The organism is Streptomyces sp. NBC_01716 (genome assembly GCF_036248275.1).
In the GTDB taxonomy this organism is placed as follows: domain Bacteria; phylum Actinomycetota; class Actinomycetes; order Streptomycetales; family Streptomycetaceae; genus Streptomyces.
In genome coordinates this window covers 6,433,217-6,456,587 of the sequence record NZ_CP109181.1, presented here as the reverse complement: position 1 = coordinate 6,456,587, position 23,371 = coordinate 6,433,217, and the positions used below count along the sequence as shown (strand labels likewise).

Here is a 23,371-nt window from a genome sequence, read left to right as displayed (position 1 = left end):
CGACCGGGTGTGTTGCCGCGCGAGGAACGCGTCGGCCCTCTAAAGCCTGCTTCCAGGCCTTCGGCCGTCGCGAATGACGTACGTCCCGTCCTGTCGACTCGACGACATCCTTCGCGCGAAAGAGCTGACCCCTCATGGCGAACTCCCGCCCCTTCTCCCCCGCCGCCACCCCGCACCCCTCCGGCCGGACCCGGCTGCGAGCCGTCGACCGGGACGAGGTCGTGCCACTGCCGGCCCCCGACGTACCCGGTCCGCTCGTGGACCTGCTGCCTCCCGGGTCCACCTGGCTGCCCGCCCCGGCGCACACCCTGCCGACGCTGCCGGGCAGGCCGTCGATGGTCGGCTACCTCGTCCTCGTACCGGCCGATCAGCACCCCCCGGCACCCGCCCCCGCCGCCGTCGGGATCACCGAAACGGGGCCGGTGCGGATCGACCCCGGTGAGCGGACCGCCGAGGTGGACGGCCGGTTCCTGGAGCTGACCTATCTGGAGTTCGAGCTGCTCGCCCATCTCGTGGCACACCCGCACCGGGTGCACACCCGCGACCAGTTGGTGACCACCGTCTGGGGTTACGGACACGTGGGCGACGGCCGGACCGTGGACGTGCATGTGGCCCGGCTGCGCCGCAAGCTCGGTACCGAGCACCGGCAGACGATCCGGACGATCCGACGGGTCGGTTACAAGTACGCCCCGTAGCCGGCTCGGGCATACGTGTGAGGCCCCCGCCGGTCGGTCCGGCGAGGGCCTCACACCTGAGCACTACGCAGCCGCCCCGGCCCTCGCACGCGCCCGCGCCACCGCGCCCAGCACCACGTCCAGGACCAGGAACGCCACCAGCGTGATGCCGAGCAGCGGTACGAACCAGCCGACCAGCGCCGCCACCGCGATCAGCGGCAGCAGCACCGACAGCGGCACCTTCCGCCACGCCCCCCGCGCCATCGGCTTGCCCACACCCAGCTTCCGGTCCTGGGTGGGCCTGCGCTGCCACCACATGCGGTAGCCCCACACGATGATCAGGATCAGCGAGAGGGCGAGGGCGGCGAGCAGCAGCTGGTTGACGAGACCCAGCGTGAGCCCCATATGGGCGTCGATTCCGAACCGGGTGAGCTTGGCGAGCAACGGGTAGTCGGCGAACCGCAGTTCGTCGAGGATCAGGCCGGTGCCGGGGTCGACCGAGACGGAGTCCAGCCGGACCGGGAACTGGTTGTCCCGCTGGGCGACGACATACGCCGTCCCCTCGGCGGGCGGTTTCACGCTCACGGGGCCGTCGAGCCCGGCCTGGCGCGCGGCGGTCAGCGCGTTGTCGATGCCGATGTCCATGCCCTCGTGGTCACCGCCGGGCCCGCTGTCGCCGCCCCCGTGCCCCTCGTGCTCTCCGGAGCCGGCGCCCGCCCCCGAGCCGCTCTTCAGCTCGGCCGAGACGACGGGGGTGGCGCCGCCCAACTGGTCCTGTACGGCGCCGATGTTGGCGCCCGCGTACGTCGACCAGGTCAGGCCCGTCGCGGAGAGCAGCAGGAATCCGGTGGCGGCCCACATGCCGAGCGCGCCGTGCCGGGTGAGCGTTCTGCGGCGGCCGGTGGCTCCGCGTTCGGGCCGGAGCAGGGCGCGCTTGGAGGTCCTTCTGCGGCCGATCCAGAGCAGCAGTCCGCCGAGCGCGACGACCCACAGCCAGCTGGCGGCGGTCTCGCTGTAGATACGGCCGGGCTCGCCGAGGTGCAGATGGCGGTGGAGTTCGGAGATCCAGGCACGCAGCGGGAGAGCTCCGGAGGAGCCGTAACTCTCCAGCTCGCCGCGTATCTGCGCGGTGTGCGGATCGACGAACACGGCCAGCGACTTGCTCTCCTCGCTGTCCGGCATCGTCATCAGGACCCGGGTGGACTCCTCGTCGTCCGACGAGGGCCAGACGGCGGTGACCTTGCCGTCGGGGTGCTCGGCGCGTGCCGCCTCCACCTGCTGGGAGAGCATGGCCGTACGGTCGCTGTCCGGGGAGCGGAGCTCCTGGCGGTAGACGATCTTCTCGGCCTGGTACGAGAGCGAGTAGAGCAGCCCCGTGGTGGCGGCGATCAGCAGGAGCGGGGCGATGAGCAGACCCGCGTAGAAGTGGAGCCGCAGGACGAGCGGGCGCACCGCGCCCCAGGTGGTGGCCGGGGCGGTTCCCGGCTTCGTGTCGGCCTTCGTGCCGGCCTTCTTCGCGCCTGTCTTGCTGCCTGCCTTGGTGCTTGTCTTCTTTGTCGCGGGACCGGTGCCCGGGGTGTCTGCACCTTGTACGGGGTCGTCAATGGCCATGACTGTCCTAGGAGTTGGCGTGGCACGGGGACATCGACCCCCGGGCCCCGCCCAGGTCAGACCAGAGCGGCGGCGGCCCCGGAGGCCGTCGTACGGATCGGAGGCGCGCCCTGCGCCGGTGGGCCCCGCCGGGACACGGCATGGGCCAGCACGGCGCCGCGCGTCCGGTGCGGTGCGCGGGAGCGGTGCCGGGGCCGTACGGGCGGCGGTACGGCGAGGGGCCGGGGCGCGGCGAGCAGCAGCCTCAGCGGGGTGAACGCGAAGGCGGCGACGGTCCCGGCGAGCCGGAAGAACGCGGCCTCGCCGCGGGCCAGCCACAGGGCGCAGACGGCGCCGGCGAGCAGGTGGGCGGCGAGCATGCCGGGCGAGGTGTCGCCGGCGGCGGCCAGGACGGCGGTCACCGTGCCGCCGATCCCCTCCGCCCTCGCGCCCTCTCCCATGTCCATGCCCGCCGCCGCGTGGGCGTGGTCCGGCGACAGCACCCCGCCATCCGTTCCGACGGCGGTGAACGTCACATGCAGCGCGGCCTGCGCGCCGAGAACGGCGGGTCCGATGAAGCCGATGCCGCAGCGCCGGCCGGCCGCGAGCCACGACAGACCTGCGGTCACGGCGAATGCCACCGTAAGGACACCGAGCGGAATTTGATGCGGAGACATGGACGAATGCCCCACGGCCGCCAGTGTCACGCACACCGCCGCGAGGATCGCGGCCCGCAAGGCGCGTATCGGCGACCGGGCATCTGTCATGGTGCGCTCATGCTGCCATTCCCGTGGCGCGTGCGGCAGATGGTGCGAACGACGCCGACCTGCTATGCCCGCAGCAGAACCCCTCCGGTAATCGGACAGCCCCGTGCCAGAGTCGAGGAATGAGACTTCTGATTCTGGGTGGCACCGAGTTCGTGGGCCGCGCCGTGGCCGAGGCCGCGCTGGCGCGGGAGTGGCAGGTGACCGTCTTCCACCGGGGCCGTCACGAGGCACCGGCGGGGGTCCGCGTCCTGCACGGCGACCGCACCGCGCCGGACGGCCTCGCCGCCCTCACCGACAGCGTCGACAGCACCGACAACGCCCCCGAATGGGACGTGGTCGTCGACACCTGGTCGGGCGCACCGTCCGTCGTCCGCGACGCGGCCCGGCTGCTGGCAGGCCGGGCGGGCCGCTACGCGTACGTCTCCAGCCGTTCGGTGTACGCGTATCCGACCCCCGCCGGGCTCGACGAGGACGGCCCACTGGTGGAGGGCGCCTCGGCGGACGCCGAGGAGAGCGACTACGCGCGGGACAAGCGCGGCGGCGAGCTGGCCGCCGACGCGGCCTTCGGCGACCGCGCCCTGCTGGTGCGCGCGGGCCTGATCCTCGGCCCGTGGGAGAACGTGGGACGGCTGCCCTGGTGGCTGGGCCGGATCGCACGCGGCGGACCGGTACTCGCGCCCGGTCCGCGCGACAACCCGTTGCAGTACATCGACGTACGCGACCTCGCCGAGTGGACCCTCGACGCGGCGGCGCGCGGCCTCGGGGGCGCGTACAACCTGGTGAGTCCGTCCGGCCACGTCACGATGGGCGGGTTGCTGGAGGCGTGTGCCGAGGTCACCGGGTCGGACGCCGAGCTGCGCTGGACCGACCCGGAGACGATCCTCGCCGCCGGAGTCGAACCGTGGACCCAGCTGCCGATCTGGCTGCCGCCCGGTGAGGTGCACGACATGATGCACCGCGGTGACGTCTCCAAGGCGGTCGCGGCGGGGCTGCGGTGCCGGCCGGCGCGGGAGACGGTCGCCGACACCTGGGCGTGGCTCCGGTCGATCGGCGGCGAGGCCCCGCAGCGCCCGGACCGCCCGAGGCTCGGGCTCGCGCCGGAAGTGGAGGCGGACCTGCTGAACAGCTGACTCTCGGTGACGGACCCGTCGCGGATCCTGGTCAGGGGGATGCCAGGGGGGCGTACGAGTGGTGCTAGGTACACCACCGATTGGGGGCGGAAACCGCTCACGTACGACGGGCGCCGCACGGCAGACTGATGGTCGTGCCCGTCGGAGGGCGCAGGGGGTGTCTTGTCGATCAGGCCGGGTCAGGGAGCGCGCCACCAGGGCACGCGAGCCCGGCAAGATCGACAAGACACCCCCTATGACCGGTCGCCGTCGGGGCACGGGCGACGAAGAGAGGACGCACGATGAACGGGAAGAAGATGCTCGCCGAGGCGGCAAGGACAACGGGCCGGGGGCTGGCACTGTCGGTGATCGCACTGGCCGGCTCCATCACACTGTTCGTCCTCTCGGTGCTCTCGATCACCTTCGTCCTGCTCGGCATCGGCTTCTTCTCCACCCCCTATGTACTGACCGCGGTGCGGGCGCACGCCAACCGGCGCCGGCTCCTCGCGGCCACCTGGTCGGACGTCAGGATCCCGGTGCCGTACCGCCCGATGCCCGCCGATCTGCGCACCGGTGTCACCGGCCACGTGGAGCGGACCACGCTCATGCTGAAGGACCCGGCGACCTGGCGTGACCTGGCGTGGCTGCTGGTGGACATGACGGCGGGGGCGACGATCGCGCTGTTCACCGTGGGCCTGTTCATCTATCCGCTGGACGGTCTCGTGCTGGCGGCCGGTCTGTGGCAGGTCTTCGAGGACAAGGCGTTCTGGTACGGCTTCGTCCCCGTCGACAGCCAGCTGACCGGCCTGCTCGCGGCGGCGCTGGGCGCGGCCATCGCGGCGTTCGGCCTCCGGTACGGCGGCGACATCCAGCGCGGCCACTTCCTGCTGGCCAAGTCGCTGCTCGCCCCCACCCAGGACCAGGAGCTGGCCCAGCGGGTCGCCCACCTCACCGAGACGCGGCACGACGCCGTGGACACCTCCGCCGCCGAACTGCGCCGGATCGAGCGGGATCTGCACGACGGCGCCCAGGCCCGGCTGGTCGCCATGGGCATGGACCTGGGGACGATCGAGGCGCTCATCGAGAAGAACCCGGCCAAGGCCAAGGAGCTCATCGCCAACGCCCGCCAGTCCTCCGCCGAGGCGCTGACCGAGCTGCGCGACCTGGTCAGGGGCATCCACCCGCCGGTGCTCGCCGAGCGCGGTCTTGGCGACGCGGTGAAGGCGCTGGCGCTGCGGCTGCCGGTGGAGACCGACGTACAGGTGGATCTGCGGGGCCGGGCCGACGCGCCGGTGGAGTCGGCCGCGTACTTCGCGGTGAGTGAGATCCTCACCAACGCGATCAAGCACTCGAACGCGGACCGGATCTGGATCGACATGATCCACTCGGACTCCATGCTGCGTGTCGCGATCGGTGACAACGGTGAAGGCGGCGCGAAGATCGGTTCGGGCACCGGGCTGAGCGGACTGGAGCGCCGACTCGGTACATTCGACGGCATCCTGGCCGTCAGCAGTCCGGAGGGCGGCCCCACCATGGTCACCGTGGAGATCCCTTGCGAGTTGTCCTAGCCGAAGACCTCTTCCTGCTCCGAGACGGTCTGGTCCGGATGCTGGAGGCGTACGACTTCGAGGTCCTGGCCGCCGTGGAGACCGGACCCGAACTGACCAAAGCATTCAAAGAGCTGGAGCCGGACGTCGCCGTGGTCGACGTCCGGCTTCCGCCGTCCCACACCGACGAGGGTCTTCAGTGCGCGCTCGCCGCGCGCCGGGACCGCCCCGGGCTGCCCGTCCTCGTCCTGTCGCAGCATGTGGAGCAGTTGTACGCACGGGAGTTGCTGGCCGACGGCAACGGCGGCATCGGATATCTGCTGAAGGACCGGGTCTTCGACGCCGACCAGTTCATCGACGCGGTGCGCCGGGTCGCCGCCGGCGGTACGGCGATGGACCCCCAGGTCATCCAGCAACTGCTCTCCCGCAGGGCCCAGGACAAGCCGATCGGCCAGCTGACGCCCCGTGAGCGCGAGGTGATGGAGCTGATGGCGCAGGGCAGGTCGAACGCCGCGATCGCCTCCCAGCTCGTCGTCACCGAGCGGGCGGTGTCCAAGCACACCTCGAACATCTTCGGGAAGCTCGGGCTGCCGGTGTCGGACGACGACAACCGGCGGGTGCTCGCGGTGATCGCCTATCTGGACCGGGGACAGCAGTGAGGGGCTGAAGACACGGCCTAGGACGTGTTGAGGGCATCCGCCCGGTTTGTTGATGGAGATTTCTATGAATTCCACCGCCCGCTGAACAGGCCGCGTTTGACGTGCGTATGGAAGGGAGCGCTTCCTCCCCCCGCCGGAGATCCCCCTGAACCGGCACTGAAGCTTGAGGAGTTCCATGGGACGCACGTCAAGAAAACGCTCGACACTGGCGAACCGGGCCATCGCGGCCGCGGCTGCCTTGATTCTGGGCGGGGGTGGGCTGGTAGCGGTAAATGTCTACGCATCCGCGGGAGAAGGCCGCTCCGGTCAGGATCAGCGGATCCAGAATGCCGGGCGCCAGATGTCCACCATCGACTGTCCAGAAGTCGTCAATGAGCTCACCAAGGTGCCGAGGCGGGCCCGTGCCCAGGTCGACCGGGAACTGGCCCGGATGGACACGCAGATAACTGTCGCGTACAAGCGGTTCGCCGACAACAAAACGAAGTTGGAGAGCGATCCGAGACTTACCGAGAAGAAGATCCTGAAGCCGCTGAAGAAGCAGCGGCTGGCCAGCCTCAAGCGCATCCGCACCGCGCTCAAGCGGGCCGGGCACTGGCAGAAGAACCTGGACTCGCTGGCGCCGTGCACCATGCGCCCCGACGACACCCCGAACGAGGGTGACCCGGGCGGCGGCCAGAACGGCGGTCAGGGTCAGGACGGCGGTCAGGGTCAGAACGGTGGGCAGAACGCCGGGCAGGACGGCGGTCAGGGCCAGAACGCGGGCCAGGACGGCGGTCAGGACGGTGGCCAGGGTGGCGGCGAGCAGCCGCCCGGCAACGGCCCCGATGCCTCCGACTTCGTGGAGATCGAGTCCATCGAGCCCAACGTGCAGCAGCCGCAGGAGCAGGAGCAGGCGTCGACCGGCACCTTCACCACCGACTGCGGCCGCAACGAGAACGGTCTCTTCAACTCGGACAACGTCATCGCCGCGCCCGGTGTGAGCAACGGCGCCCACCACAAGCACGACTACGTGGGCAACCAGGCCAACAACGCCTTCGCGAGCGACGACGATCTGGCCAACGGTGAGACGACCTGCAACGAGCAGGGCGACAAGTCGACCTACTACTGGCCGGTGATCCGCCTCCAGAACGGCCAGAACGAGAACGACGCCAACGAGGACGGCGGCGGCAAGGACGGCAACGTCGGCGAGATCCAGACCCCGTCCGAGGTCACGCTGCAATTCGCCGGAAATGCCACGTCCAAGGTCACGGCGATGCCCCGATTCCTCCGCATCATCACCGGTGACGCGAAGGCGTTCGTCAACGGCGACGCCAACGCGAATGCCTCGTGGAGCTGCACCGGATTCGAGGACCGCCAGCTGAAGGACAAATACCCGATCTGCCCCGCGGGCAGCCAGGTGGTGCGTTCGTTCGACTTCCAGAGCTGCTGGGACGGACAGAACACCGACAGCGCGAATCACCGCACGCATGTCGCGTTCGCCGACGAGAACGGTCAGTGCCAGGAGGGATTCCAGGCGATTCCGCAGCTGAAGCAGCGGATCGTGTACGACCTCCCGCCGGGTCCCGGTTTCGCGGTGGACTCCTTCCCGGAGCAGTTGCACAAGCCCGTCACCGACCACGGAGACTTCATCAATGTCTTCGACGAGAACGTGATGAACAAGATGGTCGACTGCATCAACACCGGCAAGGAATGCAACTAGAAGTAGCGGTCTGAGGTAATTCCCAGGCACCGGAGGGGCCCTACGAGCCCCTCCGGTGCCTGCTGTCGTCAGCTCTTCTTGGGGTGGCCCGAGTGGCCCTCTCCGTCGTGGCCCGCGCTGTCACCATGACCACCGCTGTCGCCGTGACCACCGCCGTCGGCCCCGCCGTCGCCGTTCCCGCCCCCCTCGTGGTGCTCAGGGGCCGTCTCGACGTCCCCGCCCAGCCGGCCGCGCAGCGACTCGACCGTCTTCGCGTCGCCGCTGGCGACCCACTTCCTGCCGACGAGATACGAACCGCCGTAGTCGTTGGCCTCGTTGATCCACTCGCGCAGACCGCGGTCGGTCTCGAACGTGGTGAGGATGTATCTGCCGTAACCCGTCTTGCAGTTCGCCTGACGCAACTCCTCAGCGTCGGTCTGCACGTTCGGATCGCACTCGGCCTGCTCGGCCAGCTGTTCGAGGCTCCCTGTCGCCGTCTTCGGCGTCTCAGGGGCCTCGTCGTCATTCGCTCCGCAGCCGCTCAGCAGAGCCAGGGCCAGGGCCGGCACCACCAGTGCCACTCGGGGTCGCTCGGTACGCATTCGGCCATCGTGCCCTCTTTACAAGCCCTCGCGCGGGTGAACGACGCATCACATCGTTGCCCACCCCCCTCCCCCTCATTAACGTGCGCTCCGCACGCACCTCTTGTCACACCCTGTGACGTCACACCAGTGACCGAGGAAACCAGTAACCGAGGAAGAGGACCGCCGATGACCGAGCTGCCGAGTCCCGTCCCTCCCGCCGCTCCCTCCAGACGAGCGGTGCTGGCCGGCGCGGGGGCGGTCGGAGTCGGCGTGGCACTGGCCGCGCCCTCCGTAGCCGCGGCCCGCCCCTCCGCATCCGGCGCCACCACAACGGCCACCGCGACAGCCGCCACGGCCGCCACCGACGCCGCCGACGCCGCCCGCGCCGCCGTGGGCCGGCTGCTCCCCCGCCACGCTGACCAGTTCCGCTTCCAAGTGGTGGGCGGCCCCGAGCGGTTCCGCGTCGCCGGGGCCGCCGGACGGATCGAGGTGTCGGGCACCGACGCCGGCGTCCTGCTCACCGGGGTGCACTGGTATCTCAAGTACGTGTGCGGCGCCCACATCAGCTGGTCGGGCGGCCAACTCGACCTGCCAGCCACGCTTCCCGCGCCCCGCCGCCCGCTGGAGCGCTCCGCGACCGTACGGCACCGGTTCGCCCTCAACGACACCCACGACGGGTACACCGCCCCGTACGCCGACTGGCCGCACTGGGAGCGCCTGCTCGACATCCTCGCCCTGCACGGCTGCAACGAGGTCCTGGTCACCACCGGCCAGGAGGCCGTCTACCACCGGCTGCTGACCGGTTTCGGCTACACCGACACCGAGGCCCGCACCTGGCTGCCCGCGCCCTCCCACCAGCCGTGGTGGCTGCTCCAGAACATGAGCGCGTACGGCGGCCCGCTCTCCCCCGAGCTGATCGCGCGCCGCGCGGGGCTCGGCCGGCGGATCACCGACCGGATGCGCGAGCTGGGCATGGCCCCCGTGCTCCCCGGCTACTTCGGCACCGTCCCGGCCGGCTTCGCCGCCCGCAACCCCCGTGCGCGGACCGTGCCCCAGGGCATGTGGAACGGGCTGCCGCGCCCCGACTGGCTCGACCCGCGCACGCCCGTCTTCGCCGATGTCGCCGCCGCCTTCTACCGGCACCAGAGCGACCTCTTCGGCGAGGTGGACCACTTCAAGATGGACCTGCTGCACGAGGGCGGCGACGCCGGTGACGTACCGGTGCCCGACGCGGCCCGCGCGGTCGAGACCTCGCTCCACAAGGCTCGCCCCGACGCGACGTGGGTGATCCTCGGCTGGCAGACCAACCCCGTGCCTGCCCTGCTCGACGCCATCGACACCGACCGCGTGCTGATCGTGGACGGCCTGTCCGACCTGGACTCGGTGACCGACCGCGAGCGGGACTGGGGCGGCGCGCCGTACGCCTTCGGCACCATCCCGAACTTCGGCGGGCGCACCACGCTGGGCGCCAACTCCGACCGCTGGACGGAGCGGTTCACGGCCTGGCGCGACAAGCCGGGCAGCGCGCTCGTCGGGACGGCGTACATGCCGGAGGCCACCGAGCGCGACCCGGCCGCCTTCGAGCTGTTCAGCGAACTGGCGTGGCGGGAGGAGGCGGTCGAGCGCGCGGGCTGGTTCCGGTCGTACGCCGATCTGCGGTACGGCGGCGAGGACAGCGCCGCGCGGGACGCCTTCGGTGTGCTCGCGGCGACGGCGTACCGGCTGACGACCACCGACGGCCGCCCCGTCGACTCCCTCTTCTCGCGCCGGCCCTCCCTCACCTCCTCTGTGGGAACAGCCTTCGACACCGCCGAGTTCGACAAGGCCTTCGGCTCGCTGCTCGGTGTACGGGAGGAGCTGCGCGGCTCGGAGGCCTACCGGCACGATGTGACGGAGCTGGCCAGGCAGGCGCTCGCCAACCGTTCCCGGCTGCTGCTGCCGCAGTTGCGCGGCGCCTTCCAAGGAGGCGACGCCGCGACGTTCCGCGCGCTGGCCGCTCTGTGGCTGAAGCTGATGCGGCTGAGCGACACGATGGCGGGGTGCCACCGTTCGTTCCTGCTGGGGCCGTGGCTGGAGGACGCCAAACGGCTGGCGACCGGCCCGGCGGAGGCCGTGACGCTGGAGTGGACGGCGCGCACGCTGATCACCACGTGGGCGGACCGGTCGGCGGCCGGACACTTGAGCAACTACGCCAACCGCGACTGGCAGGGCCTGCTCGCCGACGTCCATCTGCCGCAGTGGCAGGCCTACTTGGACGAGCTGACCGACGCGCTGGCCGCCGGGCGGGAGCCGAAGACGTTCGACTGGTACGTGGACGAGGAGGCATGGACCCGGGGGCGCGGGAGCTATCCGGTACGGGCGACGGGGGACGCGTACCGGACGGCGCTGCGCGTACGGGACACCCTGGCCACCGCCCCGTACCAGGGCACGGTCAGCGTCACGGCCGACCCGATCGCCTTCGCACCGGGCAGTACGGGCACGGTGAAGGCGGACTTCAAGAACGCCAACGGCCTGCGCGGCACCGGCCCCGTCGACTTCGCCCTGACCGGGCCCGACGCCCGCCCGGACGGCCCGACCCGGCTCTCCGCCGTCGGTCCGGCCGGCACCGGATCCGTCTCCTGGTCGGTGACGGCACCCGCCGAGCCGCTCACGGTGCCGCTGCGCCCGCTGCCGTACGAACTGGCGCTGCGGTTCGGCCCGAGCGGCGAGGAGCGCGTGCGGACCATCCAGCGGGGCGCGGTGTACGTCGCCGGGCCGCTCGCCGCCGGGTGGCGTACGTACAGCAACAACGGCGCGGTCTTCGGGCAGCTGGGCGACCGCTACGCGATCAACGGCGGCGGCCAGGACCTGTGGCGGGCGACGACGCAGTTCGGCGCGGCCTTCGTAGGAGGCGCGTTCGCGGACGGGGTGAGCGTGACGGTGCGGGTGGACTCGCAGGAGAACACCGGAGCGTGGGCCCGCGCGGGCATCATCGTCCGCGACAGTCTCGCGACGGCCGGCTCACCCGGCATCGTCAACCTGGCGGTGACACCGTCGAACGGCGTCGTGCTCTCGTACGACACGACGGGCGACGGCACGCTGGACACGTACCAGCGCGTCACCGGCGTCACGGCACCGGTGCTGCTGCGGCTGACGCGGTCCGGGGGCCAGTTCACGGGCGCGTGCTCGACGGATGCCGGGGCGACCTGGCGCACGGTCGCCACGGTGCGGGTGCCGGGCGCGGCGGAGGTCCAGGACGTGGGCCTGTTCATGAGCGCGACGAACGGGAGCAGCGGGCTGCGGGGCACGGTGGAGTTCGGCGACTGGGCGGTCTCGGGCGGGAGCACTGGGGGCAAGTAGCGCCGGGAGCCCGGCCGGGGGCGTCGGCCGGCACCCCGAATTCCCCCGCCCCGCAAGGGAGTTGCAGTCGTTCGGGGTGACCATCCGACGAATCGCTCGTTCTGCTGAATGTGCCTCCATCCGACGCCGCAACGGCCTCCGCGACCGCCGCAGCTCCCACTCCCCCCGGACCCGCTCCCGCGCCCATCGACGTGGAACAGGCCGAGGCAGCCCTCGTCGAGCACTATCAGCGGCTGGTGCGGCTCGCCTATCTCGTGCTGCCTCCCGCCCTCGGGCGGAACCGCCGCGTGCTGACCGCGCACGCCGTCGTCCAGCGCTCCCTGCCGCACAACCGCACGCCTGTCACGACGGCCACGCCCGACGGCGGATACGCCTACGTACGTTCCCGGGTGCTGCGGCAGGCGCTCGACGCGGGGCGGCCGTTGCGCCGTCTCGCGTGGCCCCGGCGCGCCCAGCTGCCGCCGCTGCTGCCGCACGTGTGGGGACTGCGGCTGTTCCCGCGCTCGGGCGGCGCCGACGAACTCGCCCTCGACCAGCGCCTGTCGGCCCTCTCCGGCGGCGCCAGGGCCGCCTTCGTGCTGAGGGGCCTGGAAGGGCTGTCCGACCCGGACGTGCGCCGGCTGCTCGCCGGCTGTGGGGTGGACGACGCGCACGCGGCGCTCACGGAGGCCGACGGCATCGGTACGGAGGGCGTGGCGCTGCTGGAGTCCCCGGAGTACGACCCCTGTTCGCTCCAGGCCCGCCCCACCGATCTGCTGCGCCGGCGCCAGCACGCGCGGGCGGCGGTCGCGGGGGTCGCCGCGGTGGCCGTCTGCGGCACGCTCCTCGGGCTGCCCGGCGACGGCTGGGGCGCGAACGGCGCCGCAGCCCCGTCGTACACCCGCAATGCCGCCGCCGAGGCGGCGATCGACCCGGCGAAGGTACGGCGCGTCTCGCAGGACGCGTGGCGCACCTCCGCGCGGACCGACTTCTCCGTGTGGCCCACGCGCGGCGCGCTCACCGACGACCGGCCGCTGCTGCGCCGGGCGCTGGCGGTCTGGGCCGGGCCAGGTACGTCGGTGCGGGTCTCCTCCACACCGGCCACGCCTGTGGGGCCGCCGATGGGACCGGCGCAGTTGCTGTACGCCGGCGAGGTCGACCAGGCACGGGTGGTGCTGCTGTACGACGGGCTGCGGATCGCCCGGTACGCGGAACCCCGCACCGGCACCGGCCCCGTGGCGCTGGACTTCGCCCGGGTCGACGGGGCGGCGGCCGACACCGCGCCGGGCGCGGCACCCGCCACGTACGCCTTGGTCGCCGCCCGCACGGACGGCAACGTGCGCTATCTGACCGCCCCCTGGGTGCGGGGGACGTCCGTGCGGGATCTGCTCGATCCGGCCGGTGACGCCCGGCCGCTGCGGCGCGGCGCGGACGGGGTGACCGATCCTCTGCCGGCACCCGGCGAGAAGACGGAGTGCGGGGCGTGGGACGTGCTGGAGGTGACCGAGAAGGACGCGAGCGCCGTACGGCTGCTGTCCGACCTCGGCGAACTCACGCCCGCGCGGCTGACGTCGGGCCCCCCGTCGGCGCCGGTCGATGTGTCGGGGAGCGCGGCGCGGGCCGCCTGGGCGCGAACGGCGTGTCTGCTGCCCGCGGTGCGCTCGCACGGCGTGCGGACGGTGAACTCCTGGCAGTACGCGAGCCAGAGCCTGCCCGAGTCCAACGGCGGCGCGACGTGGGTGTGCACCCGCGCGGAGACGTGGCGGGGCACCGAGAACAGGGTCCTGGCGCAGTTCCAGCCGCCGACGGCGAAGGCCGGGGCGCCGCGGCCGGGGGCGGTCGCCGCGCGGTCATCGGGCTCGTCGGCGTGCGGCGCGCGCGAGCCCTCCGTGCTCGCGGGGGTGCTGTGGAAGTCGCGTGGCGGCCGGTGGTACGTACTGGCCGCCGGCAGCGAGCAGTTCCGGTCCGTCCGTGCGACGGGCGGTGTCACGGGTGACGCGCGGGGCCGGGTGCTCGCGGTACCGGCGAGGCCGGGCGACCGGGCGGAGCTGGACGGGCTGCTGGCCGACGGCAGGCGGGTGGGCGCGCTGCGGTGAGGGCCGGGGGCGCGGTTCAGGGCAGGAGCAGCCAGTCGATGGCGAGTGTGGCGAGGAGGCCGGCGCCGAGCAGCCAGGTGGCCAGGCGGGTGCGGCCGTGCCTGCTGAGTTCGATGACGACCCCGCAGACGATCATGGCCAATCCGTAGAGGCCGACGACGAGGACGGAGCCGCGATTGGAGAGCCGTACGCCCAGCAGCGCGGCCATGGCGACCAGCAGGACCGAGGCGACGGCGACGCGGAGACGGCGGGCCTGGCGCGGGGTGAGGGCGCCGTCGTCGTCCTCCTCGTCATCCTCGTGGTGGTCGCCGTCTTCGTGGTCGTCCTCGTCGCTGTCTTCGTGGTCGTCCTCCTCCGGATCGGCTTCGACCGGCTCCCCCTTGGTCCCGGACTCCGGCTCCGATTCCGGCGTTTCGGTGACCTTCTCCTGGTCAGATGTGCTCATGGTCGGCGAGCGTAACCGACAGGCTTCAGCCACCGACGGTTAGGCTGTTCATATGACGACCGGGGTCCGACGCAGAATGGGCGTCGAAGAGCGACGCCAGCAACTGATCGGTGTCGCGCTGGAACTGTTCAGCCACCGCTCGCCCGATCATGTCTCCATCGACGAGATCGCGGCGGCCGCCGGCATCTCCCGGCCGCTCGTCTACCACTACTTCCCGGGCAAGCAGTCGCTGTACGAGGCCGCGTTGCGGCGGGCCGCCGACGACCTGGCCGAGCGCTTCGCCGAGCCGCACGAAGGGCCGCTCGGCGCCCGGCTGCTGCGCGTCATGACGCGCTTCTTCGACTTCGTGGACGAGCACGGCCCCGGCTTCTTCGCGCTGATGCGCGGCGGCCCCGCCGTGGGCTCGTCCACCGCCAACGCCATGATCGACGAGGTGCGGCAGGCGGCGTACGAGCAGATCCTCTCCCACCTCGCCGTCCAGTCCCCGCCGTCCCGGCTGGAACTGGTCGTACGCTCCTGGGTCTCGCTCGCCGAGTCCACGGCCCTGCTGTGGCTGGACGGCCGCCGGATCCCGCGCGGCGAACTGGAGTTGCAGCTCGTGCACGACTTCGCCGCGCTGGCCGCGGTGAGCGCGGCGTACGACGACGAGATGGCGCGCATTCTGCTGCCGGTCCTCGCCGACGAGCCGCCGGGCGGCCCGTTCGGCGATCTGGTGACCCGTCTGACGGAGCTGGCCTCCATGCTGCCGGCGGCCCGGACAACGGAAGCGGCACAGGCGGCGGCGTCGCCGCTGCCCGCCGCGCGCACCGCGTAGTGCGGGTCAGCCCGCCGACCCGTACACCACCGTCACTTCCTTGAAGCCGAGGGAGGTGAGCAGACCTTCCAGCATGCTGGTGGTGTTCTTCTCGGCCCGCTCCGTCAGTCCGCTGTCCTTGGCGGCCTCCTGGATGTGCTGGGCGGCGAGCTTGTTGACGGCGCGCTCGTCGGCCGGGTTGTCGGAGAAGAAGTCACCGAGCCGGTCGAGCAGCCCCCGCTGTTTGGAGACGGCGTACGAGCGGTCGGCGTCCAGTGTCGCCTTGCCGAGCCGGGCGTGCGGCAGCCGCAGTGTCGCGGTGGTCCGCTCCTCGTTGACCTTGACGTTCTCGTCGCCGACCGCGCCGAGGTCCACGTACGACCCCACGCTGCCGGCGCCCACATAGAGCGTACGGCTCCCCTTGATGGTGTCGGGGAGGAACTTGGCGTCCTTCTCCAGATCCACCACCACCTGGAAGTTCCCGGACGCGGCCTGGTACTGGCTGAGGTCCTGGATGGACTTGAGAAGGGTCGGCCCGGTGCGGTCCTCCGTCTTCTCGCCGAACACGTCGTCGAATCCGGGTACGAGATCGAGCCTGCTGCCGATCCCGAGCAGCAGGACAAGCACCACGAGCCCGGCGGGCAGCTTGATCCACCAGGGCATTCCCGCCCCACGGGGCCCGCGGGTCCTGCCCCGACTCTGTTCGGGATCTGGTTTCACGCCGGTGGACGTCATGCCTACCGGATTACCCGTCCGCCGGGGTTCACACCCTCACCGGCCCCTGAAGACCGCCACCGTCCGTCCCGGGACCTCGAAGGTGCCCGAACTCGCCCCGTACGCCGCCTTCTTGACCGTGGCGTCCGCACCGACCGCCTGTACCGGGTGCAGCCCGTACGCCCGGCCTGCGAGCCCTTCGACCCGCTGACGCGTCGTGTCCGGCGTGGCGTTGAAGACCACCACCAGCTCCCCGAGGCGCATCGTGATGACGCCCGGCGTCTCGTCGGGCCCGGAGAGCGGGAAGGAGAGCGCGGACTGGACCGCGCCGGTGGAGGAGAGCCGGAAGGCCGCCTCCGTGGTGCGGATCCTCAGCAAGTCCTGGTACGCGGCCGAGGCGCCGGAGATCTCCGCGCAGCCGGGAGCGATACCGGGCGTCCCCAACAAGGGCTTGGCATAAGGCCACTTGTCCTCGTTGTCGGCGGCGGGCGGCAGACCGCGCCCGAAGCCGTTGCCGTCCCGGCAGTCCCAGTTGATCGCGTTGAACCAGTCGCCGCTGTCGTACGAATTGCGGTCCAGCGACTTGGAACGGAGCAGGTCCGTCCCCGCCTGCGAGAGCGAGGGCCCCTGTGTGAGCGCCGCGGTCGCCATGGCGAGCACCTGCGCCCTGGCCCGGTCGGCGGCCGGTGTGGTGCGCGGGAGCTTGAAGGCCAGGGCGTCGTAGAGGCTTTCGTTGTCGTGCGCGTCGGCGTAGGCGAGGGCGTCTCCGGGCGCCGCGGCGTAACCGGCGGGCGCGCCGTTGTAGTCGACCTCGGAGCCCTTGACGGTGCGGCCCGCGCTGTCGGTGAAGGAGTAGCCGGCGAGATTGCCGGTGAGTCCGACCTTGATCAGGTCCTGGTAGTGCAGCAGCCTGGCCCGCTGCTCGGCCGGAGTGCCGTTCGCCGACGAGGAGTTGGGGTCGGTGAAGAGTCCGGATGCGAAGCCCTGGACCCCGGGGTCCTCGTCGAAGGGGCCGCCGCCGCGTACCGCGTCGCGCGCCCGGTCGGAGAAGGTCGCGATGCCGGTGCCTGCCATGTTCTTCTGCGTAGCCTGGACGAAGCGCGCGTCGCCGGCGATCTCGCCGAAGTCCCAGCCCTCGCCGTAGAGGACGACCGACTTCCCGTCGACCCCGTCCTCGGCGAGGGTCAGGGCGTCCAACGCCTCGCGTACGGCGAGGATGTTGGCCTTGGGGTGATGGCCCATCAGGTCGAAGCGGAAGCCGTCGACCTTGTACTCCTTCGCCCAGGTGACGATCGAGTCCACCACGATCTTGCCCATCATGGCGTTCTCGGGCGCGGTGTTGGCGCAGCAGGTGGACGTCGCCACGGTGCCGTCGTCGAGCAGCCGCTGGTAGTAGCCGGGCACGATCCGGTCGAGTACGGACTTGGGGTCCTGACCGCTCGCCACGGTGTGGTTGTAGACGACGTCCATCACCGTCCGCAGGCCGGTGCCGTTGATGCCCCGCACCATCCGCCGGAACTCCACCGTGCGCCCGGTGCCTTCGGGGTCACTGGCGTACGAGCCCTCCGGCACCGTGTAATGCAGCGGGTCGTAGCCCCAGTTGAAGCCGTCCTTCGCCGCCGCCTTCGCGACGCACGCCTGCTGCTCGTCGGAGTCGGGGGCGTACACGGACAGTTCACAGGCCAGCTGCTGCTGGTCGGACGGCTTCTCCGGGATCGTGCCGATGTCGAAGGCGGGCAGCAGATGGACGTAGGAGGTCCCCGCGTCGGCCAGTTGGGCGAGGTGCTTCATGCCCTTCGACCGGGTGTCGGTGAAGGCGAGATAGCGGCCGGGGTGGTCCGAGGTGCGGTCCGCGATCGAGAAGTCGCGGATGTGCAGCTCCTGGATCCGCGCGTCGCGCATCGGGACGGCCACGGGCTTCTTCAGGCTCGACCAGCCCTTGGGCGCGAGCTTCGGGTCGGTGAGGTCGACGGCGAGGCTGCGGGCCGAGTCGGTGGTCAGGGCGGTCGAGTACGGGTCGGTGACCTTGTTGGTGACCATCTTCCGTACGCTCGGCGCCCAGACGTCGACCACATACCGGTAGGGCTTGCCCGCCCAGCTCCGGTGGCCATCCACGGACCACACGCCGCTGCGGTCGTCGCGCCGCATCGCCACGCGCTTCCCGTCGAGTTCGAGCGCGACGCGCTTCGCCGTGGGTGCCCACACCGACAGGGTGGGGCGGCCGTCCCGGAAGACGGGGCCGAGCGAGGCGCGCGTCGCGGAGGCTGCGTACAGGTCGTCGAGCACGCCGGGGATCTGTACGCCGGTCGCCGCCAACAGCGCGCCGTTGGCGTCCCGTTGGGTGGCGATGAGCTGGCCGCGCAGCGATTCCCTCGCTCTGTCCCGGTCGCGCGGGTCGACGGTGAAGGCCGGATAGTCCTTCAGATGGGGGTACGTGGCCTTCTGCGCGTCGGTCAGCTCCCCCGGGGCGAGCCGCAGCCAGTGCCCTTTCTCGGACAGCGCGCCCTTCTCGACGGTGATGCCGCCGTCCGGCGCGTACACGAGCTGCTGGCTGGTGGCCTCGGTGGCCTTCACCTTCCAGACGACGGTGGAGCGGTCGATCCACTGTGCATCGGCCTTGCCGAGATCGGGGGTGGGTACGGCGGCGACGGCCGGCAGCGCGGGCACCAGCGCCGCGCAGAGGGCCGCGGCCAGGACGGCCACGGCCGTTCTGCGCGGGAAGGCGGGCAGGGACGGGCGTATCACGCGGGATCTCCCAGGGGGTGTCTTGTCGGTCAGGCCGGATCAGGGAGCGGGGTCTGGTGTCGTGGATCGCAAGGCGGAGGAAGGAGCCGACGCGGAGCGTCGGCGACTGACGACAACGCGGCGAGGCGCGGCACCAGGGACCGCGAGCCCGGCAAGATCGACAAGACACCCCCTAGGGGGTGTCTTGTCCGCCGGGGGTCGTTCGGCGTCAGCCGCCGCAGGTGCGGGCGCCGGCGTGCAGGGCGATTGCCGTGTTGGCGCCGAGGGTCGCCGTGAACTGGCCCGAGCCGTTCACGGTGACGCCGTTGCCGCTCTGCACGTCGCAGTAACCACCGGCCGGCAGCGACGTCTGGAAGGTCCGGGTGAGCGAGGAGCCGGTGTAGTTGATGGCCACGTACGCCTTGGAACCGCGCCCGAAGGCGATCCGGTCGCCGCCGTCGTCCCACCAGTCGGTGACCGCCTGGCCGCGCGCCGCGTTGCGGAAGCCGACCATGGAGGAGATCTCGCGCCAGTCGTGCTGGCACTTCCAGCCGTCGGCGTAACACGCGTTCACGGTGCCGCCGTTGGGAGGTCCGGCGTCGTGGTCGCTGAACTCGTAGCCGGAGTGCACGTCGGGCGAGCCGTACGGGTAGGCCAGCATGAAGACGTTGGCCAGCGTGTAGGTGGCGCCGTTCTTGTAGTTGAGGGTGTCGCCGCCGCGCTCGGTGTCGTGGTTGTCCACGAAGACGGCGGACTTGCCGCTCTCCATGAAGCCCCAGCCCTCGCCGAAGTTCTTCAGGTAGGCCAGGTTCTCGTTGAGGAAGACCTGCTTGAGGCTCCGGCCGTAGCGGAATTCCTGTACGTCTCCGGTACCCAGGTACTCGGCGGGCGACACGGCCTCGCCGCCGCCGTGGATGGCCTCCTGCTTCCAGTACACGTTCGGATCGCTCAGCCGTGACTTGATGTTGGCGAGGTCCGCGGCCGGCATGTGCTTGGCGGCGTCGATCCGGAAGCCGTCCACGCCGAGCGAGCGCAGGTCGTTCAGGTAGGCGGCGATCCGGCCCCGTACGTAGTCCTCGCCGGTGTCGAGGTCGGCGAGCCCGACGAGTTCGCAGTTCTGGACGTTGCCCCGGTCGCCGTAGTTGTTGATCTGCGAGCGGCAGTCGTCCATGTCGGCGCCCGAATAGATGCCGGGGTACTCGTACTTGGCGTACGAGGTGCCTCCGGTGCCGGTGCCCGAGCCGGCCGACATGTGGTTGATGACGGTGTCGGCGACGACCTTGACCCCGGCGGCGTGGCAGGTGCTGACCATGTTCTGGAACGCGGCCCGGTCGCCGAGGCGGCCGGCGATCTTGTAGCTGACGGGCTGGTACGAGGTCCACCACTGGCCGCCCTGGATGTGCTCCTGGGGCGGGGAGACCTGGACGTAGCCGTATCCGTCCGGGCCGAGGCTGTCGGTGCAGGCACGGGCGACCGAGTCGAAGCGCCACTCGAAGAGGACGGCGGTGACGTCCTTCTCGCCGGGAGGCGCCGCCTGGGCGGCACTTCCGGGGGCGACGAGGGCCGCCGCGCCCGCCACCAGGGCGAGGGCGAGGGAGGGAGCTCTGCGGGCCATGTTTCCTCCTGCGTGGGGGGGGAGGTGCGGGGATCGGGCAGAGACCTCGCAGGGCAACGGGCCCCGCCCTCAAGGCTCTTGAAGGTTCTTGCTGCAAGAAAGCAAAAGCTTGTCGCGAGCAGACCGTACGAGGCCCGCCCCGTCCGGTCAACCCTCTGGACACCACGGGGCAACACCAGTGAAATACCGGCACCGTTGACGTGCGGAACAACCCGCAAAGCCTTCCGCAAGATGTTGCGGTGCGCCGCCCCCCGTACGGCACACCGCACACACCTCAGGCGCTTCGAGCGCCCGCCGTCGACCCCCGTACGACCAGCTCCGGCTGGAACACATACTCCGTACGCTGCACGGGACTTCCGCCGATCTCCTCCAGCAGGGCGCTCACCGCCGCGCCCGCCATCGCCTGTACCGGCTGGCGGACCGTCGTGAGCGGCGGGTCGGTGAAGGCGATCAGCTGCGAGTCGTCGAAGCCCACCACCGACACGTCGTACGGGACGCGCAGCCCCCGCTCGCGGGCGGCCCGCACCACGCCCAGCGCCATCATGTCGCTGCCGCAGACGATGCCCGTGCAGCCCCGGTCGAGCAGGGCGCCGGCCGCCACCTGGCCGCCCTCCACGCTGAACAGCGTGCAGCACACCCAGCCTTCGGCCTCCTCGCGCGCCAGCCCCAGCGTGCGGGCCAGCGCGTCCACGAAGCCATCCCGTTTGCGCGCGGAGGGCACATAGCGCAGCGGTCCCGTCGCCAGGCCGATCCGCCGGTGCCCCAGATCGGCCAGATGCCCGACGGCCATCCGCATGGCCGCCCGGTCGTCCAGGGACACGAACGGCGCGCTGACCCGGTCGTTGCAGCCGTTGATCATGACGAACGGCACGCCGCGGTCGATGAGTTCGGCGTAGCGCGTCGGGTCGGCGGAGGTGTCCGCGTGCAGCCCCGACAGGAAGACGATGCCGCCGACACCACGCTCCACGAGCTGCTCGACCAGTTCGTCCTCCGTTGCCCCGCCCGGCAGTTGGGTGCAGAGGACCGGGGTGTAGCCGTGCCCGGCCAGGACCTGTTCGACGGCCTGGGCGAACGCCGGGAAGATCGGGTTGATCAGCTCCGGGGTCACCAGACCGATCAGCCCCGCGCTGCGCTGCCGCAGCCGTACGGGACGCTCGTACCCGAGGATGTCGAGCGCGGCGAGCACCCGTTGGCGTGTGGTGTCGGCGACGCCCGGCTTGCCGTTGAGCACCCGGCTGACCGTCGCCTCGCTGACCGCTGCCTGTCCCGCGATGTCGGAGAGCCGTGGCGTACCGGCTCCCGGCCTGGGGAGGGGCAGCGTCACACCGTCCACCACACCGTCGTGTCGGCGGGCAGCTCGGCCTCGGTCTCCATGGCGCCGGGACCTGCGTCGAAGGTGACGGTGCCGGGACCGCTGGCCAGCAGCAGGCGCCCGCGCACCGGGATCCGGACCGGCGCGCCGGTGGTGTTGACCGTGCAGAGGAAGCCGGGGCGCGCGAAGACGAGCACCCCCTCCGGCGAGTCCTGCCAGTCGACCGACGCCCCGGCGCCGAGCCCGGGGTGCGCGCGGCGCGCGGCGATGGCCGCCCGGTACAGCTCCAGGCTGGAGCCCTCCACCCCGGTCTGCGCCTCGACGCTCAGCGCGCCCCAGCCCGGAGGCTGCGGCAGCCAGCTGCCGCCCGCGCCGAAGCCGTACGAGCTGCCCTCCCGGGTCCATGGGATCGGCACCCGGCAGCCGTCGCGGAAGCCGTCCTGGCCGGCGGCGCGGAAGTACGAGGGGTCCTGCCTGGCCTCGTCGGGGAGGTCGGTGACGTCGGGCAGCCCCAGCTCCTCGCCCTGGTAGAGGTAGGCGGAGCCGGGCAGGGCGAGCATCAGCAGCGTCGCCGCTCGGGCCCGGCGCAGGCCGAGTCCGCGGTCGCCCGCGTCGCGGAGCTGGGTGCCGAGGAAGACGGGGTGGGCGAAGCGCGTGGTGTGCCGGGTGACGTCGTGGTTGGAGAGCACCCAGGTGGTGGGAGCGCCGACGGGGCGCATCGCGGCGAGCGAGGTGTCGATGACGTCGCGGAGCGCGGCGGCGTCCCAGAAGGTGCTCAGATACTGGAAGTTGAAGGCCTGGTGCATCTCGTCGGGGCGCACGTAGTTCGCGGTGCGTTCGACGGTGGGCGTCCAGGCCTCGGCGACGGCGATCCGGTCGCCGGGGTACTCGTCGAGGATGGTGCGCCAGCTGCGGTAGATCTCGTGCACACCGTCCTGGTCGAAGAACGGCATGACGTCATTGCCGAGCAGCTTGACCTGGCCGTCGCTGCCGATGTCCGGCAGCCCCGGGGCCTTCACCAGTCCGTGGGCGACGTCGACGCGGAAGCCGTCGACGCCCATGTCGAGCCAGAAGCGCAGGATGGAGCGGAACTCGTCGGCGACGGCGGGGTGTTCCCAGTTGAAGTCGGGCTGCTCGGGGGCGAAGAGGTGCAGATACCACTCGCCGGGAGTGCCGTCCGGGTCGGTGGTCCTGGTCCAGGCCGGGCCGCCGAAGATGGACTCCCAGTCGTTGGGCGGGAGTTCGCCGGTGGCGCCCTTGCCCGGACGGAAGTGGTAGCGCTCGCGCAGCGCCGATCCGGGGCCGTCCTGGAGGGCGCGGCGGAACCACTCGTACTGGTCGGAGGAGTGGTTGGGCACCACGTCGACGATGACGCGCAGGCCCAGCTCGTGGGCGTCGCGGATGAGCGCGTCCGCGTCGAGGAGGGAGCCGAACATGGGGTCGATGGCGCGGTAGTCGGAGACGTCGTAGCCCGCGTCGGCCTGCGGTGAGGCGTAGAACGGGCTGAGCCAGACGGCGTCGACACCCAGCGCGCGCAGGTACGGCAGCCGGCTCCGTACGCCTTCGAGATCGCCCATGCCGTCGCCGTTGGAGTCGGCGAAGCTGCGTGGATAGACCTGGTAGATCACCGCGTCCTGCCACCAGCCGGAGCGGTGGGCCGGGGCGTCGTCGGACGTGCCGGTGGAGGGGGCAGCGAGGTGCTGGGTCATGTCGTCCCTGGGGGGTCTGGATGGGAGTTGGCGGGGG

General features: G+C 71.5%; 15 protein-coding genes and 2 pseudogenes. 8 read left to right on the top strand and 9 right to left on the bottom strand.

Going from position 1 to position 23,371, the window contains the following annotated elements:
* The first annotated feature begins 134 nt into the window (after positions 1–134).
* Positions 135–695: a winged helix-turn-helix domain-containing protein gene (locus OIE74_RS28440; RefSeq protein ID WP_329388570.1), complete on the top strand. Its 561-nt coding sequence runs from the start codon at positions 135–137 to the stop codon at positions 693–695.
* Between the two features lie 63 nt (positions 696–758).
* Here the strand turns inward: OIE74_RS28440 and OIE74_RS28435 are convergent, their stop codons facing one another.
* Positions 759–2,285, bottom strand: a complete 1,527-nt coding sequence (locus OIE74_RS28435) for a PepSY-associated TM helix domain-containing protein (RefSeq protein WP_329388568.1) — start codon at positions 2,283–2,285, stop codon at positions 759–761.
* Positions 2,286–2,341: 56 nt separating this feature from the next.
* A complete protein-coding gene (locus tag OIE74_RS28430) occupies positions 2,342–3,031 on the bottom strand; it encodes a hypothetical protein (protein ID WP_329388566.1) in 690 nt (229 codons plus the stop codon).
* A gap of 119 nt (positions 3,032–3,150) precedes the next feature.
* Here OIE74_RS28430 and OIE74_RS28425 point away from each other — a divergent pair, with 119 nt between their 5' ends.
* From OIE74_RS28425 to OIE74_RS28410, 4 genes are all read left to right on the top strand, one after another.
* Positions 3,151–4,161 (top strand): SDR family oxidoreductase, encoded by a 1,011-nt coding sequence (locus OIE74_RS28425; RefSeq protein ID WP_329388564.1) that lies wholly within the window; start codon positions 3,151–3,153, stop codon positions 4,159–4,161.
* 281 nt (positions 4,162–4,442) lie between these two features.
* Complete coding sequence (locus tag OIE74_RS28420; RefSeq protein WP_329388562.1) at positions 4,443–5,708, top strand: sensor histidine kinase; 1,266 nt, start codon at positions 4,443–4,445, stop codon at positions 5,706–5,708.
* On the top strand, positions 5,693–6,346 hold the full coding sequence (locus OIE74_RS28415; RefSeq protein ID WP_329388560.1) for a response regulator transcription factor: 654 nt from the start codon (positions 5,693–5,695) through the stop codon (positions 6,344–6,346). Before OIE74_RS28420 ends, OIE74_RS28415 begins: the two co-directional genes overlap by 16 nt.
* A 175-nt stretch (positions 6,347–6,521) precedes the next feature.
* Complete coding sequence (locus OIE74_RS28410; RefSeq protein ID WP_329388558.1) at positions 6,522–8,045, top strand: DUF1996 domain-containing protein; 1,524 nt, start codon at positions 6,522–6,524, stop codon at positions 8,043–8,045.
* A gap of 68 nt (positions 8,046–8,113) precedes the next feature.
* On the opposite strand, the gene OIE74_RS28405 is transcribed toward OIE74_RS28410, so the two are convergent.
* A complete protein-coding gene (locus OIE74_RS28405) occupies positions 8,114–8,626 on the bottom strand; it encodes a hypothetical protein (protein ID WP_329388556.1) in 513 nt (170 codons plus the stop codon).
* A 168-nt stretch (positions 8,627–8,794) separates the two neighbouring features.
* Here OIE74_RS28405 and OIE74_RS28400 point away from each other — a divergent pair, with 168 nt between their 5' ends.
* Complete coding sequence (locus OIE74_RS28400) at positions 8,795–11,947, top strand: alpha-N-acetylglucosaminidase (RefSeq protein ID WP_329388554.1); 3,153 nt, start codon at positions 8,795–8,797, stop codon at positions 11,945–11,947.
* A gap of 191 nt (positions 11,948–12,138) precedes the next feature.
* Positions 12,139–14,022, top strand: coding sequence for a hypothetical protein (locus tag OIE74_RS28395; protein WP_329388552.1), 1,884 nt, complete (start codon positions 12,139–12,141; stop codon positions 14,020–14,022).
* Positions 14,023–14,038: 16 nt separating this feature from the next.
* Here OIE74_RS28395 and OIE74_RS28390 read toward each other — a convergent pair whose 3' ends face one another.
* Positions 14,039–14,467 (bottom strand): hypothetical protein, encoded by a 429-nt coding sequence (locus OIE74_RS28390; protein WP_329388551.1) that lies wholly within the window; start codon positions 14,465–14,467, stop codon positions 14,039–14,041.
* Between the two features lie 52 nt (positions 14,468–14,519).
* Between OIE74_RS28390 and OIE74_RS28385 the strand changes: the two genes are divergently transcribed.
* A complete protein-coding gene (locus OIE74_RS28385) occupies positions 14,520–15,281 on the top strand; it encodes a TetR/AcrR family transcriptional regulator (protein WP_329388549.1) in 762 nt (253 codons plus the stop codon).
* A gap of 6 nt (positions 15,282–15,287) precedes the next feature.
* On the opposite strand, the gene OIE74_RS28380 is transcribed toward OIE74_RS28385, so the two are convergent.
* The 5 genes and pseudogenes from OIE74_RS28380 to OIE74_RS28360 form a co-directional block, all read right to left on the bottom strand.
* Positions 15,288–15,995, bottom strand: coding sequence for a DUF4230 domain-containing protein (locus OIE74_RS28380; protein ID WP_443076256.1), 708 nt, complete (start codon positions 15,993–15,995; stop codon positions 15,288–15,290).
* Between the two features lie 36 nt (positions 15,996–16,031).
* A pseudogene (gene pulA / locus OIE74_RS28375) lies at positions 16,032–18,611 on the bottom strand (pullulanase-type alpha-1,6-glucosidase); the annotation flags it as partial.
* Positions 18,612–18,930: 319 nt separating this feature from the next.
* A pseudogene (locus tag OIE74_RS28370) lies at positions 18,931–20,313 on the bottom strand (alpha-amylase); the annotation flags it as partial.
* Positions 20,314–20,587: 274 nt separating this feature from the next.
* On the bottom strand, positions 20,588–21,649 hold the full coding sequence (locus OIE74_RS28365) for a LacI family DNA-binding transcriptional regulator (protein WP_329388545.1): 1,062 nt from the start codon (positions 21,647–21,649) through the stop codon (positions 20,588–20,590).
* Positions 21,634–23,334 (bottom strand): glycoside hydrolase family 13 protein, encoded by a 1,701-nt coding sequence (locus tag OIE74_RS28360; protein WP_329388543.1) that lies wholly within the window; start codon positions 23,332–23,334, stop codon positions 21,634–21,636. The genes OIE74_RS28365 and OIE74_RS28360 overlap by 16 nt, the downstream gene beginning before the upstream one ends.
* Between the last annotated feature and the right edge of the window lie 37 nt (positions 23,335–23,371).

Excerpts from the sequence above, each read along its gene's own strand:
- OIE74_RS28440 (WP_329388570.1), top strand. The coding sequence starts at position 135 with ATGGCGAACTCCCGCCCCTTCTCCCCCGCCGCCACCCCGCACCCCTCC.
- OIE74_RS28435 (WP_329388568.1), bottom strand. The coding sequence starts at position 2,285 with ATGGCCATTGACGACCCCGTACAAGGTGCAGACACCCCGGGCACCGGT.
- OIE74_RS28430 (WP_329388566.1), bottom strand. The coding sequence starts at position 3,031 with ATGACAGATGCCCGGTCGCCGATACGCGCCTTGCGGGCCGCGATCCTC.
- OIE74_RS28425 (WP_329388564.1), top strand. The coding sequence starts at position 3,151 with ATGAGACTTCTGATTCTGGGTGGCACCGAGTTCGTGGGCCGCGCCGTG.
- OIE74_RS28420 (WP_329388562.1), top strand. The coding sequence starts at position 4,443 with ATGAACGGGAAGAAGATGCTCGCCGAGGCGGCAAGGACAACGGGCCGG.
- OIE74_RS28410 (WP_329388558.1), top strand. The coding sequence starts at position 6,522 with ATGGGACGCACGTCAAGAAAACGCTCGACACTGGCGAACCGGGCCATC.
- OIE74_RS28405 (WP_329388556.1), bottom strand. The coding sequence starts at position 8,626 with ATGCGTACCGAGCGACCCCGAGTGGCACTGGTGGTGCCGGCCCTGGCC.
- OIE74_RS28400 (WP_329388554.1), top strand. The coding sequence starts at position 8,795 with ATGACCGAGCTGCCGAGTCCCGTCCCTCCCGCCGCTCCCTCCAGACGA.
- OIE74_RS28390 (WP_329388551.1), bottom strand. The coding sequence starts at position 14,467 with ATGAGCACATCTGACCAGGAGAAGGTCACCGAAACGCCGGAATCGGAG.
- OIE74_RS28385 (WP_329388549.1), top strand. The coding sequence starts at position 14,520 with ATGACGACCGGGGTCCGACGCAGAATGGGCGTCGAAGAGCGACGCCAG.
- OIE74_RS28380 (WP_443076256.1), bottom strand. The coding sequence starts at position 15,995 with ATGACGTCCACCGGCGTGAAACCAGATCCCGAACAGAGTCGGGGCAGG.
- OIE74_RS28360 (WP_329388543.1), bottom strand. The coding sequence starts at position 23,334 with ATGACCCAGCACCTCGCTGCCCCCTCCACCGGCACGTCCGACGACGCC.